Origin of the sequence: Maridesulfovibrio zosterae DSM 11974 (assembly GCF_000425265.1) — a bacterium.
GTDB classification, from domain to species: domain Bacteria; phylum Desulfobacterota; class Desulfovibrionia; order Desulfovibrionales; family Desulfovibrionaceae; genus Maridesulfovibrio; species Maridesulfovibrio zosterae.
Genome location: NZ_AUDC01000011.1, coordinates 462,454 through 488,509 on the forward strand (window position 1 = coordinate 462,454; position 26,056 = coordinate 488,509).

19 protein-coding genes, 1 tRNA gene and 1 riboswitch are annotated in these 26,056 nt (G+C 41.8%); of the genes, 12 read left to right on the plus strand and 8 right to left on the minus strand.

The features are described from left to right. Window positions 1-124: 124 nt before the first annotated feature. The 4 genes from H589_RS0106355 to H589_RS0106375 all read left to right on the plus strand — a co-directional run bounded on the left by H589_RS0106355 (window position 125) and on the right by H589_RS0106375 (window position 4,399). Complete coding sequence (locus H589_RS0106355) at window positions 125-1,504, plus strand: sigma-54 interaction domain-containing protein (protein ID WP_027721247.1); 1,380 nt, start codon at window positions 125-127, stop codon at window positions 1,502-1,504. A gap of 401 nt (window positions 1,505-1,905) precedes the next feature. Continuing rightward, entirely contained in the window at window positions 1,906-3,195 is a 1,290-nt protein-coding gene (locus tag H589_RS0106360; RefSeq protein WP_027721248.1) for a citrate synthase, read from the plus strand. A gap of 174 nt (window positions 3,196-3,369) precedes the next feature. Beyond that, window positions 3,370-3,456 (plus strand) — tRNA-Leu (locus H589_RS0106365). A gap of 277 nt (window positions 3,457-3,733) precedes the next feature. Further along, window positions 3,734-4,399: a hypothetical protein gene (locus H589_RS0106375; protein WP_027721249.1), complete on the plus strand. Its 666-nt coding sequence runs from the start codon at window positions 3,734-3,736 to the stop codon at window positions 4,397-4,399. An 86-nt stretch (window positions 4,400-4,485) separates the two neighbouring features. Here H589_RS0106375 and H589_RS0106380 read toward each other — a convergent pair whose 3' ends face one another. The 3 genes from H589_RS0106380 to H589_RS0106395 form a co-directional block, all read right to left on the minus strand. After that, window positions 4,486-5,361 (minus strand): methylenetetrahydrofolate reductase, encoded by an 876-nt coding sequence (locus H589_RS0106380; protein WP_027721250.1) that lies wholly within the window; start codon window positions 5,359-5,361, stop codon window positions 4,486-4,488. A gap of 71 nt (window positions 5,362-5,432) precedes the next feature. Then, window positions 5,433-7,709, minus strand: coding sequence for a 5-methyltetrahydropteroyltriglutamate--homocysteine S-methyltransferase (metE, locus tag H589_RS0106385; RefSeq protein WP_027721251.1), 2,277 nt, complete (start codon window positions 7,707-7,709; stop codon window positions 5,433-5,435). A gap of 70 nt (window positions 7,710-7,779) precedes the next feature. After that, a riboswitch (cobalamin riboswitch) is annotated at window positions 7,780-7,975 on the minus strand. A 130-nt stretch (window positions 7,976-8,105) separates the two neighbouring features. Continuing rightward, on the minus strand, window positions 8,106-8,678 hold the full coding sequence (locus tag H589_RS0106395; protein WP_027721252.1) for a DUF4136 domain-containing protein: 573 nt from the start codon (window positions 8,676-8,678) through the stop codon (window positions 8,106-8,108). Between the two features lie 199 nt (window positions 8,679-8,877). Between H589_RS0106395 and H589_RS0106400 the strand changes: the two genes are divergently transcribed. After that, complete coding sequence (locus H589_RS0106400; RefSeq protein WP_027721253.1) at window positions 8,878-9,243, plus strand: pilus assembly protein PilZ; 366 nt, start codon at window positions 8,878-8,880, stop codon at window positions 9,241-9,243. Window positions 9,244-9,311: 68 nt separating this feature from the next. Next, complete coding sequence (locus H589_RS0106405) at window positions 9,312-10,331, plus strand: glycosyltransferase family protein (protein ID WP_035075208.1); 1,020 nt, start codon at window positions 9,312-9,314, stop codon at window positions 10,329-10,331. Between the two features lie 102 nt (window positions 10,332-10,433). Here the strand turns inward: H589_RS0106405 and metC are convergent, their stop codons facing one another. The 3 genes from metC to H589_RS0106420 all read right to left on the minus strand — a co-directional run bounded on the left by metC (window position 10,434) and on the right by H589_RS0106420 (window position 13,913). Next, complete coding sequence (gene metC, locus H589_RS0106410; RefSeq protein WP_027721255.1) at window positions 10,434-11,597, minus strand: cystathionine beta-lyase; 1,164 nt, start codon at window positions 11,595-11,597, stop codon at window positions 10,434-10,436. Between the two features lie 135 nt (window positions 11,598-11,732). Continuing rightward, the gene (gene aroB, locus H589_RS0106415) at window positions 11,733-12,821 is read right to left on the minus strand and encodes a 3-dehydroquinate synthase (protein ID WP_027721256.1); all 1,089 of its coding nucleotides are present in this window, start codon (window positions 12,819-12,821) and stop codon (window positions 11,733-11,735) included. Further along, window positions 12,822-13,913 (minus strand): bifunctional 3-deoxy-7-phosphoheptulonate synthase/chorismate mutase type II, encoded by a 1,092-nt coding sequence (locus H589_RS0106420; RefSeq protein ID WP_027721257.1) that lies wholly within the window; start codon window positions 13,911-13,913, stop codon window positions 12,822-12,824. Window positions 13,914-14,381: 468 nt separating this feature from the next. Here H589_RS0106420 and H589_RS0106425 point away from each other — a divergent pair, with 468 nt between their 5' ends. After that, window positions 14,382-14,822: a flavodoxin gene (locus H589_RS0106425; RefSeq protein WP_027721258.1), complete on the plus strand. Its 441-nt coding sequence runs from the start codon at window positions 14,382-14,384 to the stop codon at window positions 14,820-14,822. Window positions 14,823-14,883: 61 nt separating this feature from the next. Here the strand turns inward: H589_RS0106425 and H589_RS0106430 are convergent, their stop codons facing one another. Further along, window positions 14,884-15,285: an Hpt domain-containing protein gene (locus H589_RS0106430; RefSeq protein ID WP_027721259.1), complete on the minus strand. Its 402-nt coding sequence runs from the start codon at window positions 15,283-15,285 to the stop codon at window positions 14,884-14,886. A gap of 274 nt (window positions 15,286-15,559) precedes the next feature. On the opposite strand from H589_RS0106430, the gene H589_RS0106435 reads away from it, so the two are divergent. From H589_RS0106435 to H589_RS0106445, 3 genes are all read left to right on the plus strand, one after another. Beyond that, window positions 15,560-17,485, plus strand: coding sequence for an ATP-binding cassette domain-containing protein (locus H589_RS0106435; RefSeq protein ID WP_027721260.1), 1,926 nt, complete (start codon window positions 15,560-15,562; stop codon window positions 17,483-17,485). A gap of 40 nt (window positions 17,486-17,525) precedes the next feature. Continuing rightward, complete coding sequence (locus H589_RS0106440; protein ID WP_027721261.1) at window positions 17,526-18,887, plus strand: TrkH family potassium uptake protein; 1,362 nt, start codon at window positions 17,526-17,528, stop codon at window positions 18,885-18,887. Between the two features lie 147 nt (window positions 18,888-19,034). Further along, complete coding sequence (locus H589_RS0106445) at window positions 19,035-19,688, plus strand: potassium channel family protein (RefSeq protein WP_027721262.1); 654 nt, start codon at window positions 19,035-19,037, stop codon at window positions 19,686-19,688. A gap of 7 nt (window positions 19,689-19,695) precedes the next feature. Here the strand turns inward: H589_RS0106445 and H589_RS0106450 are convergent, their stop codons facing one another. Further along, complete coding sequence (locus H589_RS0106450) at window positions 19,696-20,676, minus strand: tetratricopeptide repeat protein (RefSeq protein ID WP_027721263.1); 981 nt, start codon at window positions 20,674-20,676, stop codon at window positions 19,696-19,698. A 209-nt stretch (window positions 20,677-20,885) separates the two neighbouring features. Here H589_RS0106450 and H589_RS0106455 point away from each other — a divergent pair, with 209 nt between their 5' ends. Both H589_RS0106455 and H589_RS0106460 read left to right on the plus strand, forming a co-directional pair. Then, on the plus strand, window positions 20,886-21,701 hold the full coding sequence (locus H589_RS0106455) for a glutaminyl-peptide cyclotransferase (protein ID WP_027721264.1): 816 nt from the start codon (window positions 20,886-20,888) through the stop codon (window positions 21,699-21,701). Further along, window positions 21,694-25,914 carry an acyl-CoA dehydratase activase gene (locus tag H589_RS0106460; RefSeq protein ID WP_035075215.1) on the plus strand — a complete coding sequence of 1,407 codons (4,221 nt, stop codon included), beginning with the start codon at window positions 21,694-21,696 and terminating at the stop codon, window positions 25,912-25,914. Before H589_RS0106455 ends, H589_RS0106460 begins: the two co-directional genes overlap by 8 nt. The last annotated feature ends 142 nt before the right edge of the window (window positions 25,915-26,056 follow it).

Below are 26,056 nucleotides of genomic sequence, written 5' to 3' on the forward strand. Positions count from 1 at the left end.
TTTCATCATTATTTAAAACCAATCAGCCTGAAACGGAGCACTTGATTGGACACATGTTTAAACATATGTTCAAATGTGTTAATAAAATCTAATTACCAACACTTTTAAAATATTAAATACCACCATGACCGAACAGGATATCAATTTATATTTAAGGGAAGTTATAGATACCATGAATGACGGGCTAATCATAATCCGCCCAGATGGGACTATAATGCTTGTAAATGATGCATTGCTGCGCATGACTGGATTTAGCAAAGGAGAAGTACTCAACAAGCCTTGCTCAGTTCTGGGATGTGATGCCTGCCAGAGATCACGGGCAGAAGGAAAACAACACTGGTGTAGATTGTTTAATAAACGAAAAGAAAGCCGTAAAAACTGCCACATACGTGGTAAAAACGGTAATTATCTACATGTACTTAAAAATGCATCTCTACTTCAGGATGAAGATGGCAATATTCTTGGAGCTGTGGAAACCTTAACCGATATAACTGAGATTGATCGCAAGGAACTTATCATCCGTGAACTTTCGCAGAAGCTGCACCGCGATGAAATCGGGTTCTGTGGTTTCATAGGTAATTCCCCTGCAATGCAGAAAGTATATACACTAATAAAAAAAGCAGCCCGCTCTGATGCTCCAGTAATCATCTTCGGTGAATCAGGATCTGGAAAGGAACTGGCTGCGCAAGCCATTCACGAACTAAGTCCCCGCAGCGGCAAACCATTCGTTCAACTCAACTGTGCAGCATTAAACGATGCCCTGCTTGAGAGCGAACTGTTCGGACATGTGAAGGGAGCCTTTACCGGAGCTTATCGCCATAGGCAGGGCCGTTTTGAAGAAGCGGCAGGCGGGGATATTTTTCTGGATGAAATCGGTGATGTCCCTCTATCTATACAGGTAAAATTACTCCGGGTGCTTGAAACCCGCACTTTTGAAAGGGTTGGCGAAAGTATGCCATTGTCAATGGATGCCCGTCTTATAACCGCCACCAATCAAAATCTGCTGCACCTGGTGCAGCAGAAGAAATTCCGTGAAGACTTTTTTTTCCGCATCAATGTGATTCCTATACATCTACCACCGCTGCGCGAACGAAAAGAAGATATCCCCTTACTGATTGAGCATTTCATTCAAAACAAGGTACACCTTGAAAAGGGAGAAGGCCCTGCCCCTGCAACAATGAAATGTCTTATGCAGTATAATTGGCCCGGTAATGTCAGAGAACTTAAAAGTGCCCTTGAATATGCATGGGTAGTCAAGGACGATGGCCCGATTCTACCTTCCCATCTTCCGCCGCATATTGAAAACCCTGTAGAGAATAAATGTACATGGCCACCGGAAATAGGCAAAATAAATGTCCCTCACGAAAAACAGGAACTGCTGTCTGCACTGAAACAGGCAGGAGGAAATAAGACAAAAGCTGCTGAGATTCTTGGTGTCAGCAGAGGCACAATTCATAATCGTATGCGAAAATATTCCATAGAGTATTTCATACTTGATTCATAAGACTAGCACGTCTCTTTATTATATTTTTTATAATAAAGAACATTGGAAGTGATTATTCATATGGTCGGACTGGACTTTTTTGAAGATTTTGCATAAGAGTATTTACAACATCGGGAGGTTGTATCCTGCAACTTACCCAGCATTCAGCCAGATAACTTTTACACTGGAAACACTCGTCAGACACTGAGAGAATAAATCCAGTCAATATTAGCCACATTTTTGCCCGCTTACATATCCGGACCATATCAAGGCAACAGAACCTTGAAACCGGACCGCAAGAACCGGCATAATGCGAGTCTGCGTAATACTAATACGCAAGAACCGTTTTTTGTTGCGTAATTTTGCATAAAAACAGGACACACTAACAAGCGCGCCGACCTACTAACCGGAGGAGATTCATTATGAATGATCAAGAAAAAGCCACACTTAAATACGATGGTAAAGAGTATGAACTGCCAGTGATCAAAGGTTCAGAAGGCGAAATAGGCATTGATATAAGAAATCTTCGAGCGCAAAGCGGACTCATAACTTTCGATCCCGGATATGGTAATACAGGCTCCTGCACCAGCAATATCACTTTTGTTGACGGTGAAAATGGAATCCTCCGTTATCGCGGCTACCCTATTGAAGATCTTGCTGAACATGGTAAGTTCATTGAAACAGCATGGCTGCTCATTTTTGGAGAACTGCCACTCAAAGAAGACCTCGCTAGATTCAGTGCCCTGCTCACAGCAGAAGAACTGATTCACGAAGACCTGCATCATCACTTTGAAGGCTTTCCGTCTCACAAGAATCAGCCTATGGCTATTTTGTCTGCTGTTATTAATGCACTTGGAAGCTATCACCCTGATCTTTATGACATAAACAACAAGTCCGAATTCTTTCTTGCTGTGGGGAAAATTATCTCTAAAGTAAGAACTATTTCAGCATTTTCGTACCGCAAATCCATAGGTAGACCTTTTGTCTACCCCGACCCGGATCTAAGTTACTGCCACAATTTCCTACACATGATGTTTTCCATTCCATACAAGCAGTACGATCCACCGGAGGAAGCAGTAAAAGCTCTTTCGCTTATTTTCCAGCTCCACGCAGACCATGAACAGAACTGTTCAACTTCTACTGTAAGAATGGTTGGCTCCACACAGGCAAATATTTTTGCATCTGTATCATCTGGAATATGCGCCCTCTGGGGAAGACTCCACGGCGGAGCTAACGCAGCAGTTATCGATATGCTGGAGAATATCAAAGATGGCAATTACACAATTGAAGAGTATATCGAAAAAGTTAAAAACAAAGAATGCCGCCTCATGGGCTTTGGGCATCGCATATATAAAAGCTTTGACCCGCGTGCCCGCATCCTTAAAAAAGCAACTCACGATTTACTTGAACAGGGTTTTAATGATGAATTACTCGATATTGCTATGAAACTCGAAGAAAGGGCTCTTTCCGACGATTACTTTACTGAAAGAAAACTTTATCCCAACGTTGATTTTTACTCCGGAATAATTCTACGGGCTCTGGGAATTCCGGTTGCAATGTTCCCGGTAATGTTCGCTATCGGCCGGATGCCCGGCTGGATCGCACATTGGTATGAAGATTTCTGTAACCCCACAACCAGAATCAATCGTCCCAGACAGATCTACACAGGAGAAACTCCTAGAAACTATGTGCCGATAGATTTTAGAAAATAAACACTGATAAAAGCCATTATACCTACCTAGAACCGCCCGCAATTCAAGCCACCACAGGGACAGAATTGCGGGCGGTAAATTTTTGAGAGCTATACATTTTATTAAGAAAATGAGTTTTTTTATTAAAAACAGCTTGCAATTTCCTGACTATCTTTATAGATACATTCTCGCAGTGCCGAAGTGGTGGAATTGGTAGACACGCTAGGTTCAGGGTCTAGTGGGGGTTCCCCCGTGGAAGTTCGAGTCTTCTCTTCGGCACCATTTTTCAAATAAAAAAGCCGCAACAATAGTTGCGGCTTTTTTATTTTTAACATTCAGCCATTTCCTTCCAGCTGTTCAAAGTTTTGCCCAGCTGTAACGACAAAATTTTAAGCCATACTCCTTCAAATTCGAAAACATTGAAAAAGTAAATTGTCATAAATCATATGAAATATTTCTCCAGTTAGCATAGGATAGCAGACACTATGTTTTCTAATAGCTAAAAAGAAAACTTTTCCGTATAGTTTAATACTAACTAAAAAAAATGGAGCATTCAAAAATGAGTTACTCAAAATTATCACATTCCCTGACAATATGTTTGCTGGCCCTATCCTGCATACTTATCCAACTGACTCCCGCACAAGCATTCAGCTTCAATGACCTCACCTCCTCTGCAGAGACAGCTAAAAGTGCAGCAGAAGGAACAACTTTGCTGACCCGTGCAAAAAATGTCTATACAGGCTTTTCTGATTCCACAGAAAACCTTGTTGATGCACAAACGGCCACCATGAGCCTCATAAGCCCAGGTGAAAGCTCCAGCGTTGCTGGAAAACTTGACTCTATCAACTCAGAATCAGGTTTCAGCAAACTTTTCAAAATGGTTGCTTTTTCTGAAAGTATGGACTCTGCAACAACAGACTCTACACTGACTTCAAAACTGACCAAAATTATTACTGACCCGAACAGCATTGATAAAGCTAAAAAAGTATATAACCACGCCTCAACTGCATACACATCCGGTAACAACTCCGTCTCGGAAGCTAAAACATTGTATACTGAAATTAAAGATTTTATAGCCTCTCCCTCCTCCAAAGGAATAAGTGAGACCCTTTTGTCAGGTCTTGGTAACTATTCAGACAAAATTCTTCCTTTCATCATTGAACATGGCCCCGAGCGGGTAAAGAGCGCAGCGCAAATTGCTGAAACGTTCAAAGGTTTCCTTTAAGATTATTCCTCCAAATATAAAAATCCCCCGCCAAACTTTAAATTGGTGGGGGATTTTTGCATTAACAATACAGTCAGATAAAAAACTTAGTTAAAATATCCATCCGCTTTTAAAGTCGCAATCAGTTTTTCACACATTGCTGCCCGGTTAAGCGTATAAATATGCACTCCCGGAGCTCCTCCATCAAGCAGGCCAGCTATTTGCTTGCGAGCGAATTCAAACCCAAAATCCATAACAGCCGCATCACCACCATCTTTAAAAGCCTTTTCAACTCCGCAATAAAGATCTCCGGGTATAGCTGCTCCGCACAATGACATAATTCTGCGCAATGAAGCCAGCGATTGTATTGGTAAAACCCCCGGAATCACAGGACGTTCTACACCAAGAGCTGCTACGCGCTGTGTATAATCAAAGAACTGTCTATTATCAAAAAAAAGTTGAGTTATTGTAAAGTCGGCACCGCCAGCAAGCTTGTCATTATGAAATTTTATATCCCTGACTATAGACGGACAATCAGGATGCCCGCCGGGATATCCGGCAACACCGATTCCAACTTCAGAAAATTTTTCATCTACATATTCTACAAGGTCAACGGCATGAAAAAAACGGCTCTTAACATTAGATTCAGCCAGGCCGTCTCCACCGAGAGCTAAAATGTCAGTAACTCCAATCTGACTGAGCTGACCTACAAAATCATCAATCGAATTCTCACTTGCTCCAGCGCAGGTTAGATGGGCAAGAATATTAACTCCCATGTCTTTTTTAATAGCGGAACAGACCTCTAAAGAATTTTCATGACTTGTTCCCCCAGCACCGTAAGTTACTGAAGCAAAAAGAGGATTCAAGTCAGTCAATCTTTGCGCTTTTTCCATAAAAACTGGCCAAGTTGCTTTATCTTTTGGTGGAAAGAATTCAAATGAAAAAAACTGACCTGACTCACTAATACTTTTTGCAACTTGCATTTTTCTTCTCCATTATTTTAAAGTTTTTTTCGGGACACAAACATGTGCCCCGAAAAAAACTTTTATTTTAATTAATTCAATCTTTTGCGAACGTTAATTGCTGCCTGAACCATATTTTTTAGTGCAGGCTCCACTTCGTCCCACTTACGCGTTTTCAATCCGCAATCAGGATTTACCCAGAGACGCTCAGCAGGAATTACTTTCAAAGCCTTTTCAAGGAGTAATTCCATGTCAGCTTGCGCAGGTATTGAAGGGCTATGGATATCATAAACTCCCGGTCCTATTTCATTTGGATAACTGAACTGCTCAAAACTGCCGAGGAGTTCCATACGGCTACGGCTGGCTTCGATACTGATAACATCAGCATCGAGTGCCGCTATTGAATCGATGATCTCATCAAACTCGCAGTAGCACATGTGGGTATGTATCTGAGTCTCATCTTTAACGCAGGACGATGAAAGGCGAAAAGCCTCTTCTGCCCATCTCAAATATTCTTTCTGCTCGGATTTCCTCAGTGGAAGTCCTTCGCGCAAAGCAGGTTCATCAATCTGAATAACTTTAACCCCGCTTTTTTCGAGGTCAGCCACTTCATCACGTACAGCAAGAGCAATCTGACGGCATGTTTCACTGCGAGGCTGATCATCACGCACAAAACTCCAACAAAGTATTGTTACAGGTCCGGTAAGCATCCCTTTAACTTCTTTATCTGAAAGAGACTGAGCATAGTTAATCCAATCTAAAGTAATAGGGACAGGTCGTGAAATGTCTCCAAATATAATTGGAGGCTTTACGCATCTAGATCCGTAGCTCTGTACCCATCCATTAGAAGTGAAACAATATCCTTCAAAATTTTCTCCAAAATATTCTACCATGTCATTACGCTCAGGTTCACCATGAACCAGAACATCTAAGCCCATATCTTCCTGACGACGAATGCAGTCTTCAATATATTTGTACATGGCGGCTTTATATTCTGGCTGATCAATTCGATTATTCCTATAAGCACTTCGTTTTGCACGAACTTCAGAAGTCTGTGGAAAAGAACCTATTGTGGTTGTTGGGAGTAATGGAAATCCCAGTGAGGTATGCTGAATTTCTGCACGGACAGGGTAAGAAGATTTTCTATGAAAATCTTCAGGTTTAAGACCTGCAAGTTGTTGCGACACTTTTAAATTGTGGACCCTGCTGCTATTCTTACGAGATTCAAAAGCAGCCCTATTTTCCGCAAGTTCTGTGCTAACATCAAGCCCACTAACAGCATCTGCAATAATTCTTACTTCTGAACACTTCTGCTTTGCAAAGGCCATCCACGACTTAATCTCATCATCAAGTTTTGTTTCAAGATCCAGATCAAAAGGCACATGAAGGAGTGAGCACGAAGGAGCAACAAAAACCCTGTCACTGCCAAGTACACTGCAAGCAGATTTCACAGTGGAAATTGCCTTCTCAAGATCAGCCCGCCAGATATTTCTGCCATCCACGACTCCAAGTGAAAGACTTAAATCGGAGTTGATCGTTTTAAGCAAAAGCCCAAGATCCTGATACCCTCTAACTAAATCGACATGCAATCCATCAACAGGTAAATGAGCAGCAACATCAAGATTATTGCCAAGTCCACCAAAATACGTGGCAACCAAAATCCTCAGATTTGATGACGCTTCCTTAAAAGTCCTGTAAACAGGCCCAAAAAGTCTCTTAACTTCTTCATCAAGATCAAGAGCAAGAACAGGTTCATCGAATTGAATCCAGCTACATTTACCAGACAGCTTTTCGATAAGCTCAACGTAAGCCGGAATTAAATTTTGAAGCAGGTTCAACTTGTCAAACTGCTCGTCGGCGCACTTTCCTAGCATTAAAAAAGTCAAAGGCCCGGGAAGCACGGCCTTAACTTTATGTCCCGCAAAAGCAGCTTCTTCGACCTGCCTGATAAGTGAGTCATCAGCCAACCTGAAACTTTGATCCTTTTTAAATTCGGGAACTATGTAGTGGTAATTTGTATCAAACCACTTAGTCATTTCCATTGCAGGAATTCCGTTTTCCCCAGCTTCACCTCTGGCCATTCTGAAATAGTCATCAAGGGAGGCCTGACCGTTTTCAACATTATACCTTTCTGGAATAGCGCCGAATCTTACAGCATTATCGAGCATATGATCATAATATGAAAAATCTCCGACAGGTAGCAGGTCGACTCCAGCTCCAGCCTGAATATTCCAATGATTGAGTCTGATTTTTTGAGCAGTTATCGCGAGATCATCTGCTGAGACATCACCTCGCCAGTATGCTTCCAGTTTTTGTTTTAATTCACGATTACTACCTATTCTTGGGTAACCAAGTGTGTGCGTCTGCATAGTGTTCTCCATTTTAAAGTGTACCTTGCGGCGCGAATAATTTTATTCGCTTCTGACCTTGTTTGCGAAGTTCAGCACCATTTCCACAGGACGTCTTCTGGCTTCCGGATACATTTGACGCATGGTATAAATTCTTCCCGTTTGACCAGTGAATTTTTACCATTTTTAAATTCATAACTCCGGTTACAGCAGCGCACCTGCAACGGATTCACACCGTTTTCCGTTTCCTGAGGAATTTACAACTACTTACGTATATAAAAATATTGTTATATAGTTATTAAAAACTGCCAATAAATTTTATGGATGTCAAGCAGGTATGTAATTTTATATTAATCCCCAAAAAAAAAGCCTCCGGAATTACTTCCGAAGGCTTTACGTCAACTTAATAAGAAAATATTATTTGCAATCTCTCACATTCATCTTTTCATGAAAAGTTCCTTCTGCTGCAGGGAACTTTAGAAGAGCTCCTTTAACAAGACACTTTCCAACAATGCCCACTCCTTCAAAATCGACACTGGAAGCTTTTCCACGCCAGAGAAAAGTCTTTTCACCTTCATTTTCAGGGGTCATTAAATAAATACGAACAGTATTATCCTGACGATTTACATCTGAATCCTTTACAGCTCCTACGTTTGTATTGGTCTTGCTGATAAAATTATATTCAAATGCATCTCTTTTATAGGTTACTCCGCGCTCAATAAACGACTTTGAACCGAAATTAACCAGCACCAGAAAATCAGGGGAATTGGGATCATACCTGAATCCTTTAGCTTCCAGCTCTGCTTTTGCTGTACCGAGAAGGCCAGATTCGAGTTCTTTGCGTGACTCACTTTTCTTTTTAAAAGCAAAAGTCTTGAACTTGCTGAAGTCGAGCCCAGGTGCCGGGGAATTTTCTACATCCATATCAACATAGACACAGCCGGAGAGCATCATCCCTGCCAAAATAAAAATTACCAATAACTTCCTCACCACAATCCCCCAAATTTATTTTACACAACACCTTAAATATAGATATGCATCAAATATTATATCACTATTACCTAGATTCTAATAACTTAACCCGTTTAACGTCTTTAGCCAAGAGTTAAAAGAGGCCTGATCAAGCAAAATAAAAATAATTCACTTGATCTATTTTCGCAATTACTGTTTGCTCCCGATGGAGAAATTCATGAATACACTATTTGATAGAAGAAAAACAAACAGAATAAAACTTTCAAAAATTGAAAATTTTTTCCGACAGTGTGACATTTATGTATCATCTGAAAAAGGCGATATAGACATAACAATACTTGATATTTCACCTGTAGGTATGCGCATAAGTATCAACGGGTCGGAAGACCAAAGCAAAATCAGCCCGCAAGACAAACTCTTTATACGTGGCTGCATTTTTAATGATAACATAGGTTTTCTCAGCAGCCAGAACGTGGTCGCAGTATGGAAAGAAAACAACATTTGCGGTTTTAAGTTTACTCCTCCACTTGATCTTGATGAACTGACAATCCGCTCCATGATCAAACATAACCAACTGCAATAACTTACCCAGGTACAACCCAAACGTCCTGCTTTAAATTTATTTAATTAATTGTTATCTTCATACAAGAGATGAACAAAGCAGCAAAAACAATCGCGTGGATAGGTAACACTTTCTTCCGTACCGGCATGGACGAACTTGGCTATAAAACCATTCACATTCCCATCTGCGGACAACAGGTATTTACTTGGCAGGACATTCTCGAAAAGACAGGGGATGAACCCTTTGCCGTGGTTTACGCAGATCGATCCATTGCCCCTCCTCTGGCAGGAGTAGAATCATATCCATGTCTGACTATTTTCCACTGCATCGATACCCATATTCATAGTTGGTATCCACTCTACGCCCAGGGATTCGATATCTGCCTTGTCAGTCTCAAAGATCACCTTGAACGTTTCAAGCCCAGACTTAAAGAATCAAGACTGGTCTGGTTTCCACCAATAGTCATGGATGCAGATGTTCCGCTTGAAATGGAAAAAGAGTGGGACTTACTATTTGTAGGTAAGGTGGACCCAGTGCTTACTCCTGCACGCATGAAATTTCTTGATAAAGTTGCTATGCGAGTGCCCGGATTACATGTAACACAGGGAGAATATCGTAAACTTTTTCCAAGAGCACGGGTTGTCCTCAATATAGCTGAACGCGGCGACCTTAATTTCAGAGTCTTTGAAGCCTTGGCCTGCGGAGCATGCTTACTGACTCCTAAAATCGAGCAAGGCCTTTTCGATATTTTTGAAGACGGCAGACATCTTGTCTCGTATGAAGCTGACAATGCCGATGACTTAGTAGAAAAATTGAACGTTCTTCTGAAAAAAGATTCATTAAGGAAGCAAATTGCCAAGACTGGAAACGAGCTGATCGAAAGCTCACATAGAATAATTCATCGCGCCGAAACACTACACAATATTATATGTGAAATGAACGTAGAAAAAGCAATCCAGAACCGTCTCAACGCGGCCCCCATGCTACGCAAAAATTTTCTTAAATCCATATATCTGCACTGGGCTGAGGAAATAGGAATACCTGAATTTCAACAAATATATTTGCAGGCAGCCAAGGCCCAGCAGATATTTTTATCTGAGTATGACTAACAATGGCGCAAGTCACGAAGGCCCCTTTTTAAAAGAGACCCCGTGACACTCACACAACATTTTAAAAAGTTATGTGAAATCTGCATATTTTCAATAATACTATTACTTTTTTAATTTCTGAAGAGACTTACTCAAATCCTGTTTCAAATCATCAACGTCTTCCATTCCTATATTCAATCTGAATATGGTCTTACCTTCGTATCCGAAATGATTAGTCCTCATGAATTTTCCACCTGTGATCAGACTTTTGTAGCCACCCCAGCTATAACCTAACCCGAACAGCCCAAGATTATCCACAAAGAGCGAATGATCCATATCTTCAAATTCCTCTTTAAGAGTAAATCCAAATAAACCGCTGGAGCCCTTGAAATCTCTTTTCCAAAGCTCATGCTGTGGATGGTTTGCAAGAGCAGGATGTATAACAGCATCAACCATATCATGTTCAGAAAGCCACGTTGCCACATCAAGAGCAGCAAGTTCATGATGCTTTAACCGCACTGCAAGTGTACGCAATCCCCGCAACGCCTGATAACAATCTTCCTGCGGCGCAAATGCCTCGAACAGACCGCAACATTTTTTAAAGGTTTCCCAATACCTTTCATTTGTAGATACAGTTCCCAGCAAGATATCTGAGTGACCTGTAATATACTTTGTTGCAGACTGAATCGAAATATCTACGCCAAGCTCAAAAGGATTCATATAGAGTGGAGTTGCCCATGTGTTATCAATTACAGAAACAACGCCTTTTTCCCTGCAGATAGAAGTTATAGCCGGAACATCTTGGATTTCAAAAGTATTTGAACCAGGAGATTCCATAAAAATAAGTTTAGTTTCATCTCTGATGAAATCAATAACATCAGCTCCGGCGCTGGAAGGCAGATAGTCAGTCTTCACGCCATATTTGGATAAAAAACCATCACAAAAATGGCGGGTAGGGCCATAAACATTATCACAAATAAGAATATGATCGCCCTGACGAGTAAAAGCCATCAATACCATGGCAATAGCACTGATGCCTGACTGAAATGCTTTGCAGCCGTATGAACCGTCAAGCTCCACCATAGCAGACTCAAAAGCCTTTTGTGCAGCCAGACCGGATGTCCCGTACTCTATCCCTTCGAACTGTCCGCAATTAGCTTTAAGCATATCCGAATAAGAATCGAACAATACAGTAGAAGCCCGATGCAAAGGAGGGTTGATAGTATTGATCTGCTGCATTGCCGCATCATTACCGCCATTAACTAATTTTGTAGATATCTTATGCATTTTCACTCCGTGTTATTAATGCTCAATAGAAATTCAAAAAAAGCGACAGGTCAAACGGAATCCGTTTAACCTGTCACCTTTAAAGTCAGTAGAACGATAGCAGAAATATATCGTTACACGATATCAATATTGCCATTATTCAAAATCAAGCAATTCCGCCTCAATAAACTCAAGAGGAAAATCTTCGTTAACAACAGCATTACCAAGCTTGTCCAGAGCAACAATAACGACTGCGCCCTGCTTAACCTTCTTGTCTCTTTTCATGAGTTCCATGATCTGAGACGTCTCAATGTCAAGACAGCCTGTGGCAAGATTAAGTTTATCCATTACGGATTCATGCAGCTTAAGCTCTTCATCTGAAAGCATTCCGGCTTTATTACAAGCCCGAGCCACAATTCTCATACCATAAGCGACACATTCCCCATGGGAAATTTTGTATCCGGCAAATGTTTCAATAGCATGTCCTACAGTATGTCCGTAATTAAGAATCCGGCGTACTCCACCTTCCTTCTCATCGCGGGACACAACATCAGCCTTGATTTCACAACATCTAGCTACAACTTTAGGCATGACGGTCTTATCAAGACTGAGAATCTTTTCAGCATTATCATGCAGGAATTCGACAAATTCTCTATCATATATAAAGCCATGTTTAACCACTTCGCCAAGTCCACTGAGAATTTCACGCTCAGGAAGAGTATCAAGAGCGGAGATATCTGAATAGACACGTTTGGGCTGATAAAACATGCCACAATAGTTTTTGCCACCACTGATATTAACAGCAACCTTACCACCGACAGACGAATCAACCTGAGACAGCAATGTTGTCGGAACCTGCACAAAATTAATACCACGCATGTAGCTTCCTGCAACATAGCCGGACAAATCTCCGACAACTCCACCGCCGAGAGCTACGACCACGTCCTGACGGGTGATTCCAGCCTCAAGCATAGCTTCAAGCAGAGAACCGAATACATCAATAGACTTGCTGTGCTCGCCGGCAGGAACAGTAAGCAACAGCGGGTCAATATCTTTAAGTGCGAGCTTATCGGCCAGGTTAAGGCCGAAAAGCTCACGAGTATTTTCATCACATATTACAACAGGAGTATGGCCGAATTTACGCGCACAAAGATCACTGACAACTTCATTCATAATGTCGTAGTTAACTGTGATCTCGTAAGAGTTATCAAACTCGCCCCGTAATTCTACGTCAACACTTGGCATTTAGTCTTCTCCGGCCAACACATTTTCCTGCTGACGCAGAGATTCTTCATGAATATACTGAAAAATACGCAGCATAAAATGTTCATCCATACCACGCGCAACACCTTCACGAGTACGTTTTTCAACAGTTTTTTTCCACTGAGCAGGCTGAAGAAGAGCAATACCACGAATCTTTTTAAGTTCCCCTATTTTACGTCCCAATGCCATACGTTCAGCAAGAAGCTCAACAATGGTATCATCAATTTCTTCAAGGCGCTGACGCTTATTCTCGACTCTGTGTACAAAGTCCTGATCTTCCGCAGCAGGATGGCGCGCTTCAAGTCCATCAAGAACTTTCCCTAAATCTTCAGGTGTAAACTGCTGTTTGCTGTCACTTAGGGCTACGTCAGGATTAATATGAGATTCAATCATAAGACCATCAAACAGTAGATCTAAAGCTTTCTGCGCTACTGCTGGAATGAGTTCACGCTTACCGCAAAGATGACTGGGATCACAGATAATAGGCATACCTTCACAACGACGGCGCAGTTCAATGAAAATTCTCCAGTTTGGAGCATTACGATATTCAGTTGGTCGCGCAGAAGAAAAACCTCTATGGATAGCGCCGAGTTTTTTAACTCCGGCTTTATTAAGCCGCTCTAAAGCTCCTATCCAAAGTTCAACATCAGGATTAATGGGATTTTTAACCAGCACCGGAATATCAGTCCCTTTTAGTGCATCAGCGAGAGCCTGCACAGCAAAAGGATTGACTGTTGTTCTTGCACCAACCCAGATAAGATCCACTCCGTATTTTAGACAAAGCTCAACATGTTCAGGATTGGCCGTTTCACAAGAAATGGGCAGTCCAGTAGCTTCTTTGGCTTCTACCAACCACTTCAGACCTTCTTCCCCCATACCTTCAAAACAGTTAGGGCGTGTGCGTGGTTTCCAGATACCGGCGCGCAAAAGATGTACCCCTTTATCGGCAATACCTTTGGCTGTATCCATAAGCTGCTCACGGGACTCAGCGCTACAAGGTCCTGCAATAATTAACGGTCCGTCATTTTTGAAACCCCATGAATCTATTCCGGTAACATCAAGTTGAACGTCCATAAATCTGGCCTCCATAATATGTTTAGGTTGTCTTAGAGTCCCGGCCGGAAATTTGATAGATACGGAATAGCTGCAATAAAATTTCTGAATTAATCAGAATATGCAGACAGTAGCAGAAAAAATCAGCCGGAAGAATAAAGAATTGCACTAAATACGAAAGACTCTATCATCTCACGTAATCAATCTTAATTGTAAATGAATTTAAGACCTTTACCTAACCCGGGGAGGGCAAGTACTCATATATTTCTTTGCAAATCTTTAAAAAAACGAGCAAAAAAGAGATATAAGATCAGTCTCAGACAAATGCATAACACCACTTAAGTATGCAGTAAATACTCAGCCACCTATTTAAAAATATTTTAATTAAATCTTAATGAATCTTCTAACATCTTCCTATTGACTTTGACTTTCATTTTCAATATTGCGTCTGTTAAGCGAACAAACTAATCATTTTTTAAGGAGAAACTTATGTCAAAGTCATTAATCGTCTATGGTTCAACCACTGGAAATACGGAAACAGCTGCAGAATATATTGCTGAAGAGATGGCCTCGAAAGACATGGATGTTGAACTTAAGAACGTAACCGAAATTAAAATTAATGATCTGGAACAAAGCTATGACATTATACTTTTCGGTTGCTCTACATGGGGTGATGAAGAGATTGAACTGCAAGATGATTTCATTCCGCTTTATGATTCTCTGGAAGATGCCGGCTTGAAGGATAAAAAAGTCGGAGTATTCGGATGCGGAGATTCAGATTACACTTATTTTTGCGGAGCTGTAGACGCTATTGAAGAAAAGCTAGAAAAGATGGGTGCTGTAATTATTGGGAACTCCCTGAAAATTGACGGGGACCCAGAAAGGCCGGCTATAACTGAGTGGGCGAAAGAGATAGTTGAAAAAATTTAAGCTGACAAAAAAACGGCTGCACTTACAAAGCGCAGCCGTTTTCAATTCTTATAAGACTTCCTCAAGCTTGAGCGGCAAGGGCTCTTTGCACTGAAACTTCAAGCATTGTTTTCTGCAACCGAATACTCTTTGAATCACTATTAAGCAAATCCTCAGACAAAATACGAAGTTTATCAACGGACTCAAGAGAAGCAGTTATAATAAGTTCTGTAGGAATCAATCCTTCAGAACGGATCATCTCTAAAACATTTTCCAATTTATGAGATAGTTCTTCAATCTTACCGAGCTTAAGTAAATTGGATCCGGCTTTAATGGAATGAGCATCTCTGAAAATTGAATTAATCAATTCCGGAGTACAATCAGAGGCACAATTCTCAAGCTTGAGCAGGCCGTCTTCAATATTATCGAGCCGCTCTAATGTTTCATCCTGAAAAATGTCCAATAACCTGTCACCAGTTTTCATTTACTTTCAGCCTTCAAATTTTATATATACTTAGTCTGTAATTACTTATATCAAACGTATAAACCTTTATAGGGCTTATCTGCACTACCTTGCAAGTTTCGTCAACAGCTTGTATGGCACTGCAAATTGCCTTTTTAACCATGATTAATAGACTTTCTTTTTTTACAACAAAATTCTACACTGCCGCCCTCACTACGAAATACTATTAGATAAGATAACACCTGTCTTCATTTATATAATAAAGTTTATTCAAATATAGAACGGAGTTAACCGTATGGCTTTGATGAGCATAAATAACGTTTCCATGTCTTTCGGCGGCCCTTTGCTGCTTGATGAAATATCCTTTCAGGTGGAAGAAGGACAACGCATATGTATTGTTGGACGTAACGGGGAAGGCAAATCCACCCTGCTGCGCCTCATGAGCGGCGACCTTGTCCCCGATAGCGGCAACATTGCAAACCAGAAGGGAGTGACTGTCGCAAGACTGTCCCAGAAAGTCCCAGAAGTTCTTGAAGGGTCCATCTTCGAGATTGTTGCAGGCGGGCTTGGTAAACTTGGCGACGCATTAAACAGATATCACGCTGTCAGCCTTGAAGTTGCTTCAGGAGGTGATGTTGCCAGGCTTTCAGAGATAGAAGAAATCATGGAAAGTCATGGAGGATGGGAAGCTCTTACCACTATTGAAATGGTAATATCACGTCTGTCCCTGACTCCTGATATGCGTTTTGAAAACCTTTCCGGAGGACTCAAAAGACGTGCCCTGCTTGCCCGTGCGCTTGCAAGTAAACCGGACGTATTGCTTCTGGACGAACCGACCAACCATCTTGATATAGACTCCATTGCATGGCTTGAAGAATTCATTCTTAAAAACATTAAAACACTTATTTTCATCACTCATGACCGCATGTTCCTAAGACGTATAGCGACACGTATAATTGAACTGGATCGCGGCAATGTTGCGGATTGGGCCTGCGATTACGATACATTTCTAAAGCGCAAAGAAGAACTGCTCGATGCTGAAGAAAAAAACTGGTCTGAATTTGATAAAAAACTGGCCAGAGAGGAAGTCTGGATCAGACAGGGTATCAAAGCCCGCCGTACAAGAAATGAAGGAAGGGTTCGTGCTCTGAAAAAACTACGCGAAGAACGTAAATCCAGACGGGAACGTACAGGTCGAGCCACCATCGAAATTCAGGAAGCAGCCCGTTCAGGAAAAGTTGTTGCCGAAACGGTCAACGCATCATTTTCATGGGACGATAAACCAGTTTTTAAAAACCTGAATACATCCATCATGCGCGGAGACCGCATTGGTATCATAGGCCCGAATGGTGCAGGTAAAACAACACTAATTCAAGTTTTACTAGGCAAATTAAAAGCCCATTCAGGAAGCGTAAAACTTGGAACAAAGCTTGAAATTTCATATTTCGACCAGCACCGTGAACAGCTTGATCCTAATAAATCTGTCCGGGACAGTGTTGCTGACGGTAATGACACTGTGACCATCAACGGGCGTGCAAAACACATCATGGGTTATCTGAAAGATTTTCTATTCGCACCTGACAGGGCAAATTCTCCGGTCAGTGTTCTTTCCGGCGGTGAGCGCAACCGTCTTTTACTGGCGCGCCTTTTCACCAGGCCTTCCAATCTGCTGATAATGGATGAACCGACCAACGATCTAGATGCTGAAACTCTTGAGCTACTGGAAGACAAGATTATGGATTACCCCGGAACAGTAATTATTGTCAGTCATGATCGTGTCTTCCTGAATAATGTCGTGACAGGAACAATAGCCTTCGAAGGTGATGCAACTGTAAGGGAGTATGTGGGTGGTTACGACGACTGGCTAAGACAACGTCCACAACTGGAAACCGAAGCCAAGACAAAAGAGTCAAAAGTAAAATCGCAGAAAGAAATCGCTGAAAAACGCCCTGAAAAACTAAGCTACAAAGAACAGCGTGACTTTGAGTCTTGTGAAGTAGAAATCCTCGAATTACCTGTAAAGATTGAAAGACTTGAGACTGAAATAGAAGAAATTCAGACACTTATGTCCGACCCTGAATTTTACAAAAAATCAGCGGAAGAAATGTCCAAAACTCAAAACAAACTCGAAGCATTAGAAGCAGAACATGAAACAACTTTCGAACGCTGGGAAGAAGTTGAATCCAAGCTTGAAAAATATCGAGAACGCACTAAAAAGTAACCGTCTTGCCATCTGCGCGACTCAAGCGTAAATTATGCCAATGAAAGCTAAAGCATCTTCACCTTTCTGGGTTCCTATATATGCATTTTTTGCCACAATATTAGTTGGCGGATTACTGCTGAAACTGGACATCTGTCATCCGGGAAAAGAACTGTCTTTACTGGATGCCGTATTCACCGCGACCTCAGCTGTATGCGTAACAGGACTTGCTGTAGTAGACACAGGGTCATTTTTCAGCAGGACCGGACAATCTGTTATTCTAGCCCTTATCCAATTGGGAGGGCTTGGGATCATGACTTATGCGAGCCTTGTAATTTATCTGATGGGTAAAAAAGTCAGTGCCGCAGACCGTATTGCGGTAAGCCAGACTCTTATCCATAACCCTTCATTTAATATGGGCAAATTTATTGTTGGAGTTGTAACAGCCGTCTTGTCTATAGAAGCAATCGGAGCATTTCTGCTCTACTTCATGGACCCGAAAGGGTTCTATCCATTCTCTGCTGTCTTCCATTCTATCTCAGCTTTTTGTAATGCAGGTTTCTCCCTGTACTCTGACAGTCTGACTTCATGGAGCGAGCATTTAGGCATCAACTGCGTCTTCATGGCCCTCATCTTCATGGGAGGACTTGGTTTCTATGTTATGACAGAAATATGGCAGATATTTTGTGATCTTATATGCAAACGTAATAAGAAAGTAAAAGCACATGCCATGACATGGCATACCCGCACAGTCCTTGAAACGTCTATTTTTCTAGTCATTGCAGGAGCTGTAGCTCTGTTTCTGTTCGAAAATATGAAAGCCCATCCTGATGCACCATACGGAATCAGCAAAATAGGAGCTCTGTTTCAGTCAGTAACATGCCGAACAGCAGGATTTAATTCAGTAGAAATATCGAATATGACAAATATTGGTCTTATCGTAATGATCTTCCTTATGCTGATCGGTGGATCACCTGGATCTTGTGCGGGAGGATTGAAAACTACAACTTTCCGTGCCTGGCTTGCATTTATCATTGCCAAAATCAAAGGAAGATCGCAGGTAGTGGTCAGCTGGTATGCACTGAGCGAGGAAAACGTTAACCGCATGCTGACTTTATTGGCACTTGCAAGTGTTATTCTCTGTTCAGCCATAATCCTTTTAAGCATAACTGAAGGAAGCTATCTTCCGCACTCGCAGGCCAGAGGACACTTTATTGAAATCACTTTCGAAGCGATATCAGCATTTGCCACAGTAGGACTTTCAACCGGCGTAACTCCGGAACTCAGCAACTCAGGCAAAACAATAATTATCACCCTCATGTTCGTAGGAAGACTCGGCCCGGTATGGCTTTTAACAGCCATTAACAGTTGGCAAAGCGAACCACGCTATCGCCTTCCTGAAGACGATTTGCCTTTAGGATAAGGTTGATATACGGACTTCTGAAATTAAATCGGCTTTGCCTTGAATAGGTACTACCGAAACTTTTCATCCATTTTAAGCAAAGAAGTTGTAATACTGTGACTATCCCGCAAGATAGCGGAGAATCGCCGGTAGGTATGGAGATTACATATGTCTGAAAAAATAGAAGTAGGTGTTATCGGCCTTGGTAAGTTTGGTCTCGAGCTAGCTATTAATCTACGCAAGCTAGGCCATAATGCGACTGGAGTTGATACCAGTGAAGAGCGGGTTAAAGCTGCTAAACCATATCTTTCCCACGTTTTTCAGGCTGACGGTACTGACCGCCAGACATTGGAACAGTTGAGCTTTCAAGATTTTAATTATGTAGTGGTTTCCACCGGTGATTCCATGGAAGCAAGCATACTTGTTGTTCTTAATCTGCAGGAGATGGGTGTAAATAAAATATGGGTTAAAGCCATCAGCGAAGCCCATAAAAAGGTGCTCAGTAAAATAGGCGTGGATTTTGTTGTCTTCCCAGAACACTTCGCGGCCAAACAACTTGCGCACAAACTGTCCACCCCGGGAATGATAGAATACCTTTCCATGGGTCATGATATATTGATCAAAGAAAGAACTGTAACTGAATGGGCAGGACAAACACTTATTGATTTAAACTTGACCAATAATTATCAGGTGCAGGTTATTGCAATTAGAAAAAATGGCTCAGAAGAATTAAATTTTGTTCCCAAAGCGAATGAAACTTTAGAGCATGATGATGTGCTTATTCTGATCGGTACCAGAGAGAATTTATTAGCATTACCCTAGCCGTTTTTTAGACATCACCGAGATCATAGATGTCTTTTTCAATTTCCTTCATGTGGATATCCTCCTCTTCAAGGGCAATCATTCGATCTCTGATTTCATGTGTTTTCTCGATGGCATCATCAAGATCAACACCAGCGGCTATCTGCATCTGACGCAGCAGGTTAAGAATATCACTACGCAATCGACTTCCTGCACCGGATGCTCCCATTTCGCGAAGCATGGAATCATCTGAAGTCGTTTTGTTTACCAGATAATTGCAAAACTTACGTGCCTCTTCAACACCTCTGTTCTTTTCAAGGCACATAGTAAGATACCGAACACACTTTTCCCAATTTCCTGCTTCAAAATGTGTTCTCGCAATATTGAAGAACAGATTTTCATCATCATTATCCAGTTCTATACCTCGATTATAGTACAATAAAGCTTCATTATACATTCCATTCTTACGCATGGATATGCCGAAATCATTAAACATATGTTTATGCTTAGGCTCAAAAGCTGATTTCAACTCCTGCACCTTGGTAAAGACCTCCTTTGCCATCTCCACATCACCTTTTTCAAGGTAGGTCAATCCCAGTCCAAATGTTGCCCGAACATTTTCTTCATCGACTGCAAGTGCGTCAACGTAATCCATTTCTGCACTATATAGTTCACCACGCTCACGATGGGTTTCCCCTCTTTCAAGCACATGATCTAAATCTTCCATTGATGGCCGCACAACCTGTTGAAAATAGTTCAGTTCAAGTATGTACTTTGAGCCGAAATCAGCAGCAGTGATTTTATTTACAGGACCGGACGGAACATTCTTTTCATTTAGCTCCTGCAATGCAAAAAAATTATCATCCATCTTTGTGGCCAGCCAATAGTTCTTGCCCTGTTTCTTCTCAGCTTCAGAACGTAGAGAAACAACTGTTATAAGCTTTGGTTCATCTTTTTTCTTATCGCCAGAAACCGGCTGGTAATGAAAAAATGTTGATTCTGCACTCACTTAGCGATACCTCTTCACCCTTATTTAACTTCAAAAACAGGCAAAATTTAAAGAGCCATTTTAAATATTAAAATTTACGATATATACTTTTAGAACCCACATACCCTCTTAATCGGCTATTTTTCCTAAACATATAGATTTTTATATTTCGCACTTTTGCACTTTTCAATTCTGGAACTTCGTAACAAAATCCGCTAGGGTCCGATCCGATGTCAAAACAATATTCAATATTTTTTTTAATAGCGATTACACTTATATTGCATCTTTTTATAGCAAAAAGCTATGCTGGAGATTCGCACATAGCTCCTATTGTTAAATGTAAAATATTGAACCACTTTCCGCATGACAGTAAAGCCTTCACTCAAGGGCTACTCTTCTTTAATGGTATGTTATATGAAGGAACGGGGAAACGTGGTCATTCAGCTGTTCGTAAAGTAGATCCAGATTCAGGACAAGTCAGAACTGAAGTAAAAATAAGCAACAAGCTTTTCGGTGAAGGACTTTGTTTGTGGCAGAATAAAATTTACCAGCTCACATGGCAATCAGGTAAATGTTATGTCTACGATTCTAAGTCGCTTGCCCTCAAAGGTGTCTTTAAATACAAAGGACAGGGCTGGGGACTAACCACAGACGGCCAGTTTTTATACCAAAGCAACGGTTCATCACATATAACCCTACGTGATCCATACGACTTTGCCAGAATAAGCAGAATTCAGGTCATGGACGGCTTGAATAAAATCCATAGACTCAATGAACTGGAATACATTGATGGTCTGCTATACTGCAATATTTGGAGGGAGGACCGTATTGCAGCAGTAGATGTCTTAACCGGAAAGGTTCAATTCTGGATTGATATTTCAAATCTGCGACCTCTGGCCGGGCCTGAAGCTGAAGCGGCGAATGGTATAGCCTTTGATCCTAAAAACAAACGCATACTGGTTACCGGAAAATTCTGGAATAAAGTTTTTGAAATCAAATTCCCTGCAGTCGAACATAAAAATTTCACCAATCAGTCATATGAATAAATCACTGGGTATCTGTGCCGGAGCATCAACAGTCAGTCTGGTTCTAATTTCCAGAACAGACAGCAAGTTAGAAATACTGAAGGCCATCTCTTTAAGCCATGAAGGTAAGCCGGCAAAAACAATTTTAACTGGCCTGAAAAAAATAGGCTCTCTTGATAAAGTAAGGGTTGCCGTTACCGGACGCAAATTCCGCCATCTTCTTGATATTCCGTCCATATCCGAACCACAGGCACTTGAAGAAGCCTTTAATTTTAGTGGTATTGCAAAACTTGGCTACCGCACAGTATTAAGCGCCGGAGGTGAAACTTTCATGGCCTACCTGCTTAATACCGAAGGAAAAGTTGAAACCGTACATACCGGAAACAAATGTGCCTCGGGTACTGGTGAATTTTTAGTCCAGCAATTAGGACGCATGGGTCTTAACCTCGAAAGTATGGGCAATATGAATGAAAAGGTCGATGCCCACAAAGTTTCGGGACGCTGTTCTGTATTTTGTAAAAGCGATTGTACTCACGCCCTGAACAAAGGTGTTGAAAAAGAATCCGTAGTTGCAGGTCTAGCCAGTATGATGGCAGGCAAATGTGTGGAGCTACTTCGCAAACTACCTTCAGAAAAGGTTGCACTTATCGGCAATTGTTCACGTAATAAATTTATGGTCAGCGAGTTACGTAAAGAAATTCCTGATCTACTTATTCCAGAATACGGTCATTGCCTTGAAGCTCTTGGAGCTGCGATATGGGCAGCCGACAACGGCCAGATCCCCGAACAAGAATTTTCAACCCTTATCCTCAAGGGAACTACTGGATTTACTTTTCTGCCTCCGCTCAAAGACTTTGCTGATTCAGTTCAATTTCATGAGAGTACCCAAGCCGAATTTATTGCCGGTAATAAGCTTGCCCTAGGTCTTGATGTCGGTTCGACTACTACCAAGGGAGTTCTTGTCGATCTTAAATCTATGCAAATCGTGGCATCCAGCTATCTACGCACAGATGGAGATCCGGTTGGGGCTTCACGCAGAGTTTATGCAGACCTTGCAGGACAGATTCCTCAGGGAACCATTGCATCTGTAATGGGCGTTACCGGATCGGGCCGCAACATTGCAGGACTTCATGCAGGAACTGACGGGATCATAAATGAGATTACCGCCCATGCTGCTGCAGCGGTCCACTATGATCCGCTGGTTGATACAATTTTTGAAATAGGTGGTCAGGATGCCAAATATACCTGGCTGAAAAATTCTGTTCCCTGCGACTATGCCATGAATGAAGCATGTAGTGCTGGAACAGGATCATTCCTTGAAGAAAGTGCCAAAGAGACCTTAGGTATAGATGTAGAGAAGATTGCAGATGTAGCATTCAAAGGCCAAAATCCTCCTAATTTTAATGACCAATGCGCCGCCTTTATCGGCTCTGACCTTAAGCTGGCCTCGCAAGACGGTGTTCCACTTGAAGACATGATTGCAGGGTTGGTATATTCCATCTGCATCAACTACTCCAATCGAGTAAAAGGTAATCGTACTATAGGCAGCAAAATATTCATGCAGGGAGGAGTCTGTTATAACAAGGCCGTGCCAGTAGCGATGGCAGCTCTTACAGGGACCCAAATTATTGTCCCGCCACATCCGGGGCTTACCGGGGCCTTCGGAGTTGCCCTTGAAGCTGCTAAACGGACGGATCAAGGAATTCTCCATGAAGGCGTTTTCGCCCCTGAAAAGCTGGCTTTACGGGAAGTATCCTACAAAACGCCTTTTACATGTAACGGAAGTGGCAGAGATTGTGACCTGCGCTGCTCGATTACACGTATAGAAGTACAGGGAAAAACCTTTCCATTCGGTGGCATATGCAACCGTTTTGATAACTCAAAAATTTCAAAAAAAATTACTCCCGGTACAGACCTGGTGCTTTGGAGAGAGAAACGTGTTTACCGTGACTTAAGCATTCCTGAGGATGGACAGCCCATTATTGGTATGAATCGTTCCCTGCTTATGAATACATGGTTTCCACTTTTTAATTCATTTTTCAAAGCACTTGGCTTCGGAGTAAGAATCCCTGAGACTGTGGATACAAACTCCATTGAGCAGAAAGGAGCCCCTTTCTGCCATCCAGTTGAACTGGCCCATGGCAGCATGGGTGAACTGTTAAAGCTTGAAACCGATCATATTTTTCTACCACACCTGCGATCCATGCCGCTTAAAAGCGGCGACAGATCATGTACCTGCGTTCTGGTACAGGGAGAACCCTACTATCTACGCTCTGCTTTCCCGGAACTTAAAACCAGATCGATTTTAACTCCGGTTATCCATATGCAGGAAGGCATTTCACAAATTCGCAAAGCACTTTTAGAAACAGCTGCAAAACTTAAAATTGATCTGGACAGAGCTGTTAATGCTTTCGAAGAAGCTGCAGCGGCGCAGCAACTATTCTTTGCAGATATTAAGCGCGAAGGAGAAAATTTTATAACTGATCTTGGTAAAAATCCTGAAAAAGAAGCAATTGCGCTGTTCGGCAGGCCGTATAATGCATTCAACTCATGGGCCAATAAATCCATTCCTGCAAAATTTTCCACTCGTGGAGTAGACATCATTCCCTGTGACATGCTCCCGCGTAGCGAAGGCTGCGGCGAAATTCTCAATATGTACTGGGCAACAGGTGAACAGATTATGGACTCAGCAGCCTATGTAACCGACCATCCCCAGCTTTACGGAACTTTCATTACTAATTTTTCTTGTGGACCGGATTCCTTTCTGCTCAACCATTTCAGAAAAGTTATGGGTAAAAAGCCATCACTCACACTCGAACTGGACAGCCACACCGCTGATGCTGGAATTGAAACACGCATAGAAGCATTCCTTGATATTGTTAACGGATTCAAACAGTTTAATGCTGCAAGCCCATCCATAGAAAAAACATTTTCACCGGCACGTTGCGAAATGCATGATGGAGCTACCGGAATCAGAGATTCGAAAGGCAAATGGAGACAGGTAAACGATCCGGAGGTAACCTTGCTGATTCCCAGTCTTGGCGAGATCAGCACAGATTTTTTAGCCGCTTCCATGAGCAGAGATAACATCAGGTACAAAGTATTGCCACACGCCAGCGAGGCTGCCCTGAAACTTGGACGCAACAATTCTTCATGCAAGGAATGTCTGCCTTTACAGCTGACAGCAGGAGCTCTTCTCGAGTACCTTGAAAAACGTGATAAATCTAAAATTGCCCTGTTCCTGATGCCGAAAGCAAAAGGCCCGTGTCGTTTCGGACAGTATTCAGTATTTATGAATGATCTCATTGAACGTCTCGAAATACCTGACATTGCGATCTTTGCGCCAAGTTCCACAAATGGCTATGGCGGGCTTTCAACGAAAGTAACTCTAGGTATGTGGCAGGGAATCGTGACGGGATCGATTCTGGAAGATATTTACGCGACAATTAACACCGCTGCAAAAGACAAAGAAAAGTCGCTGAAACTTTTCTGGAAAGTAAGACAGGAACTGCTTGAATCCATGATCAGCTGGAAAGTTTTTTCTAAAGCACTTCGCAAAGCCGCCAAGGATCTTTCAGTCATTGAACTCAAAAAGAAAGTGGAAGAATATCCGGTAATATCACTACTGGGTGAAATATATGTGCGCCATGACCCGCTTGCCCGCAGATCACTGCCTGAGCGTTTATCTGAGCAAGGATTCATCGTGCGTGTTGCCCCTGTTCTTGAATGGATGAAGTATACGGACTGGTTAAACCGCAATAATATAGAAGGTAAGGCAGGACTGGGAACAATAATTACGCAAGGAGTTAAATCTTATTTTGAAAAACGCATCAGATCCATTCTTTCATCCAGCGGTCTACTTCACTTCCACGGCCCTGATATAAACAAGATTGTTCATACAGCTAAACCGTACCTTTCCGAACAACTGACAGGAGAAGCGATCCTTACTGTAGGATCATCTTTACACGAAATAATGTCACCATCATGCGGTGTAATATCAATCGGGCCATTCGGTTGCATGCCATCTAGAGTCGCTGAATCAATTTTGAGTGAACAATTCAGAGCTTCATCTGCAGGGAATAAGGCTTCATCTATTTTGGAGAATGATACACGACTTCCTTTTCTGGCAATTGAAACTGACGGCAACCCATTCCCACAGCTTATTGAAGCCAGACTGGAAGCATTCTGCCTGCAGGTAAAACGTCTGCACGCGCACATATTGAACTCACATTAAGAATATTTCATGGCTTCTAATTTTATGCAATTTTACTCTTAACATCACCTAATATCTTATAAAATCCTCTTGATATTATCTTGATATAGTACATTCTAATATGATAATCCCTCTCATGGAGAATGCGGAGATTTCCGCACTT

Excerpts from the sequence above, each read along its gene's own strand:
- H589_RS0106420 (WP_027721257.1), bottom strand. The coding sequence starts at position 13,913 with ATGGACGTTCAACTTGATGTTACCGGAATAGATTCATGGGGTTTCAAA.
- H589_RS0106440 (WP_027721261.1), top strand. The coding sequence starts at position 17,526 with ATGAAAGCTAAAGCATCTTCACCTTTCTGGGTTCCTATATATGCATTT.
- H589_RS0106435 (WP_027721260.1), top strand. The coding sequence starts at position 15,560 with ATGGCTTTGATGAGCATAAATAACGTTTCCATGTCTTTCGGCGGCCCT.
- H589_RS0106430 (WP_027721259.1), bottom strand. The coding sequence starts at position 15,285 with ATGAAAACTGGTGACAGGTTATTGGACATTTTTCAGGATGAAACATTA.
- aroB (WP_027721256.1), bottom strand. The coding sequence starts at position 12,821 with ATGCCAAGTGTTGACGTAGAATTACGGGGCGAGTTTGATAACTCTTAC.
- H589_RS0106455 (WP_027721264.1), top strand. The coding sequence starts at position 20,886 with ATGTCAAAACAATATTCAATATTTTTTTTAATAGCGATTACACTTATA.
- metE (WP_027721251.1), bottom strand. The coding sequence starts at position 7,709 with ATGCAGACGCACACACTTGGTTACCCAAGAATAGGTAGTAATCGTGAA.
- H589_RS0106355 (WP_027721247.1), top strand. The coding sequence starts at position 125 with ATGACCGAACAGGATATCAATTTATATTTAAGGGAAGTTATAGATACC.
- H589_RS0106425 (WP_027721258.1), top strand. The coding sequence starts at position 14,382 with ATGTCAAAGTCATTAATCGTCTATGGTTCAACCACTGGAAATACGGAA.
- H589_RS0106380 (WP_027721250.1), bottom strand. The coding sequence starts at position 5,361 with ATGCAAGTTGCAAAAAGTATTAGTGAGTCAGGTCAGTTTTTTTCATTT.
- H589_RS0106405 (WP_035075208.1), top strand. The coding sequence starts at position 9,312 with ATGAACAAAGCAGCAAAAACAATCGCGTGGATAGGTAACACTTTCTTC.
- H589_RS0106445 (WP_027721262.1), top strand. The coding sequence starts at position 19,035 with ATGTCTGAAAAAATAGAAGTAGGTGTTATCGGCCTTGGTAAGTTTGGT.
- metC (WP_027721255.1), bottom strand. The coding sequence starts at position 11,597 with ATGCATAAGATATCTACAAAATTAGTTAATGGCGGTAATGATGCGGCA.
- H589_RS0106375 (WP_027721249.1), top strand. The coding sequence starts at position 3,734 with ATGAGTTACTCAAAATTATCACATTCCCTGACAATATGTTTGCTGGCC.
- H589_RS0106460 (WP_035075215.1), top strand. The coding sequence starts at position 21,694 with ATGAATAAATCACTGGGTATCTGTGCCGGAGCATCAACAGTCAGTCTG.
- H589_RS0106360 (WP_027721248.1), top strand. The coding sequence starts at position 1,906 with ATGAATGATCAAGAAAAAGCCACACTTAAATACGATGGTAAAGAGTAT.
- H589_RS0106400 (WP_027721253.1), top strand. The coding sequence starts at position 8,878 with ATGAATACACTATTTGATAGAAGAAAAACAAACAGAATAAAACTTTCA.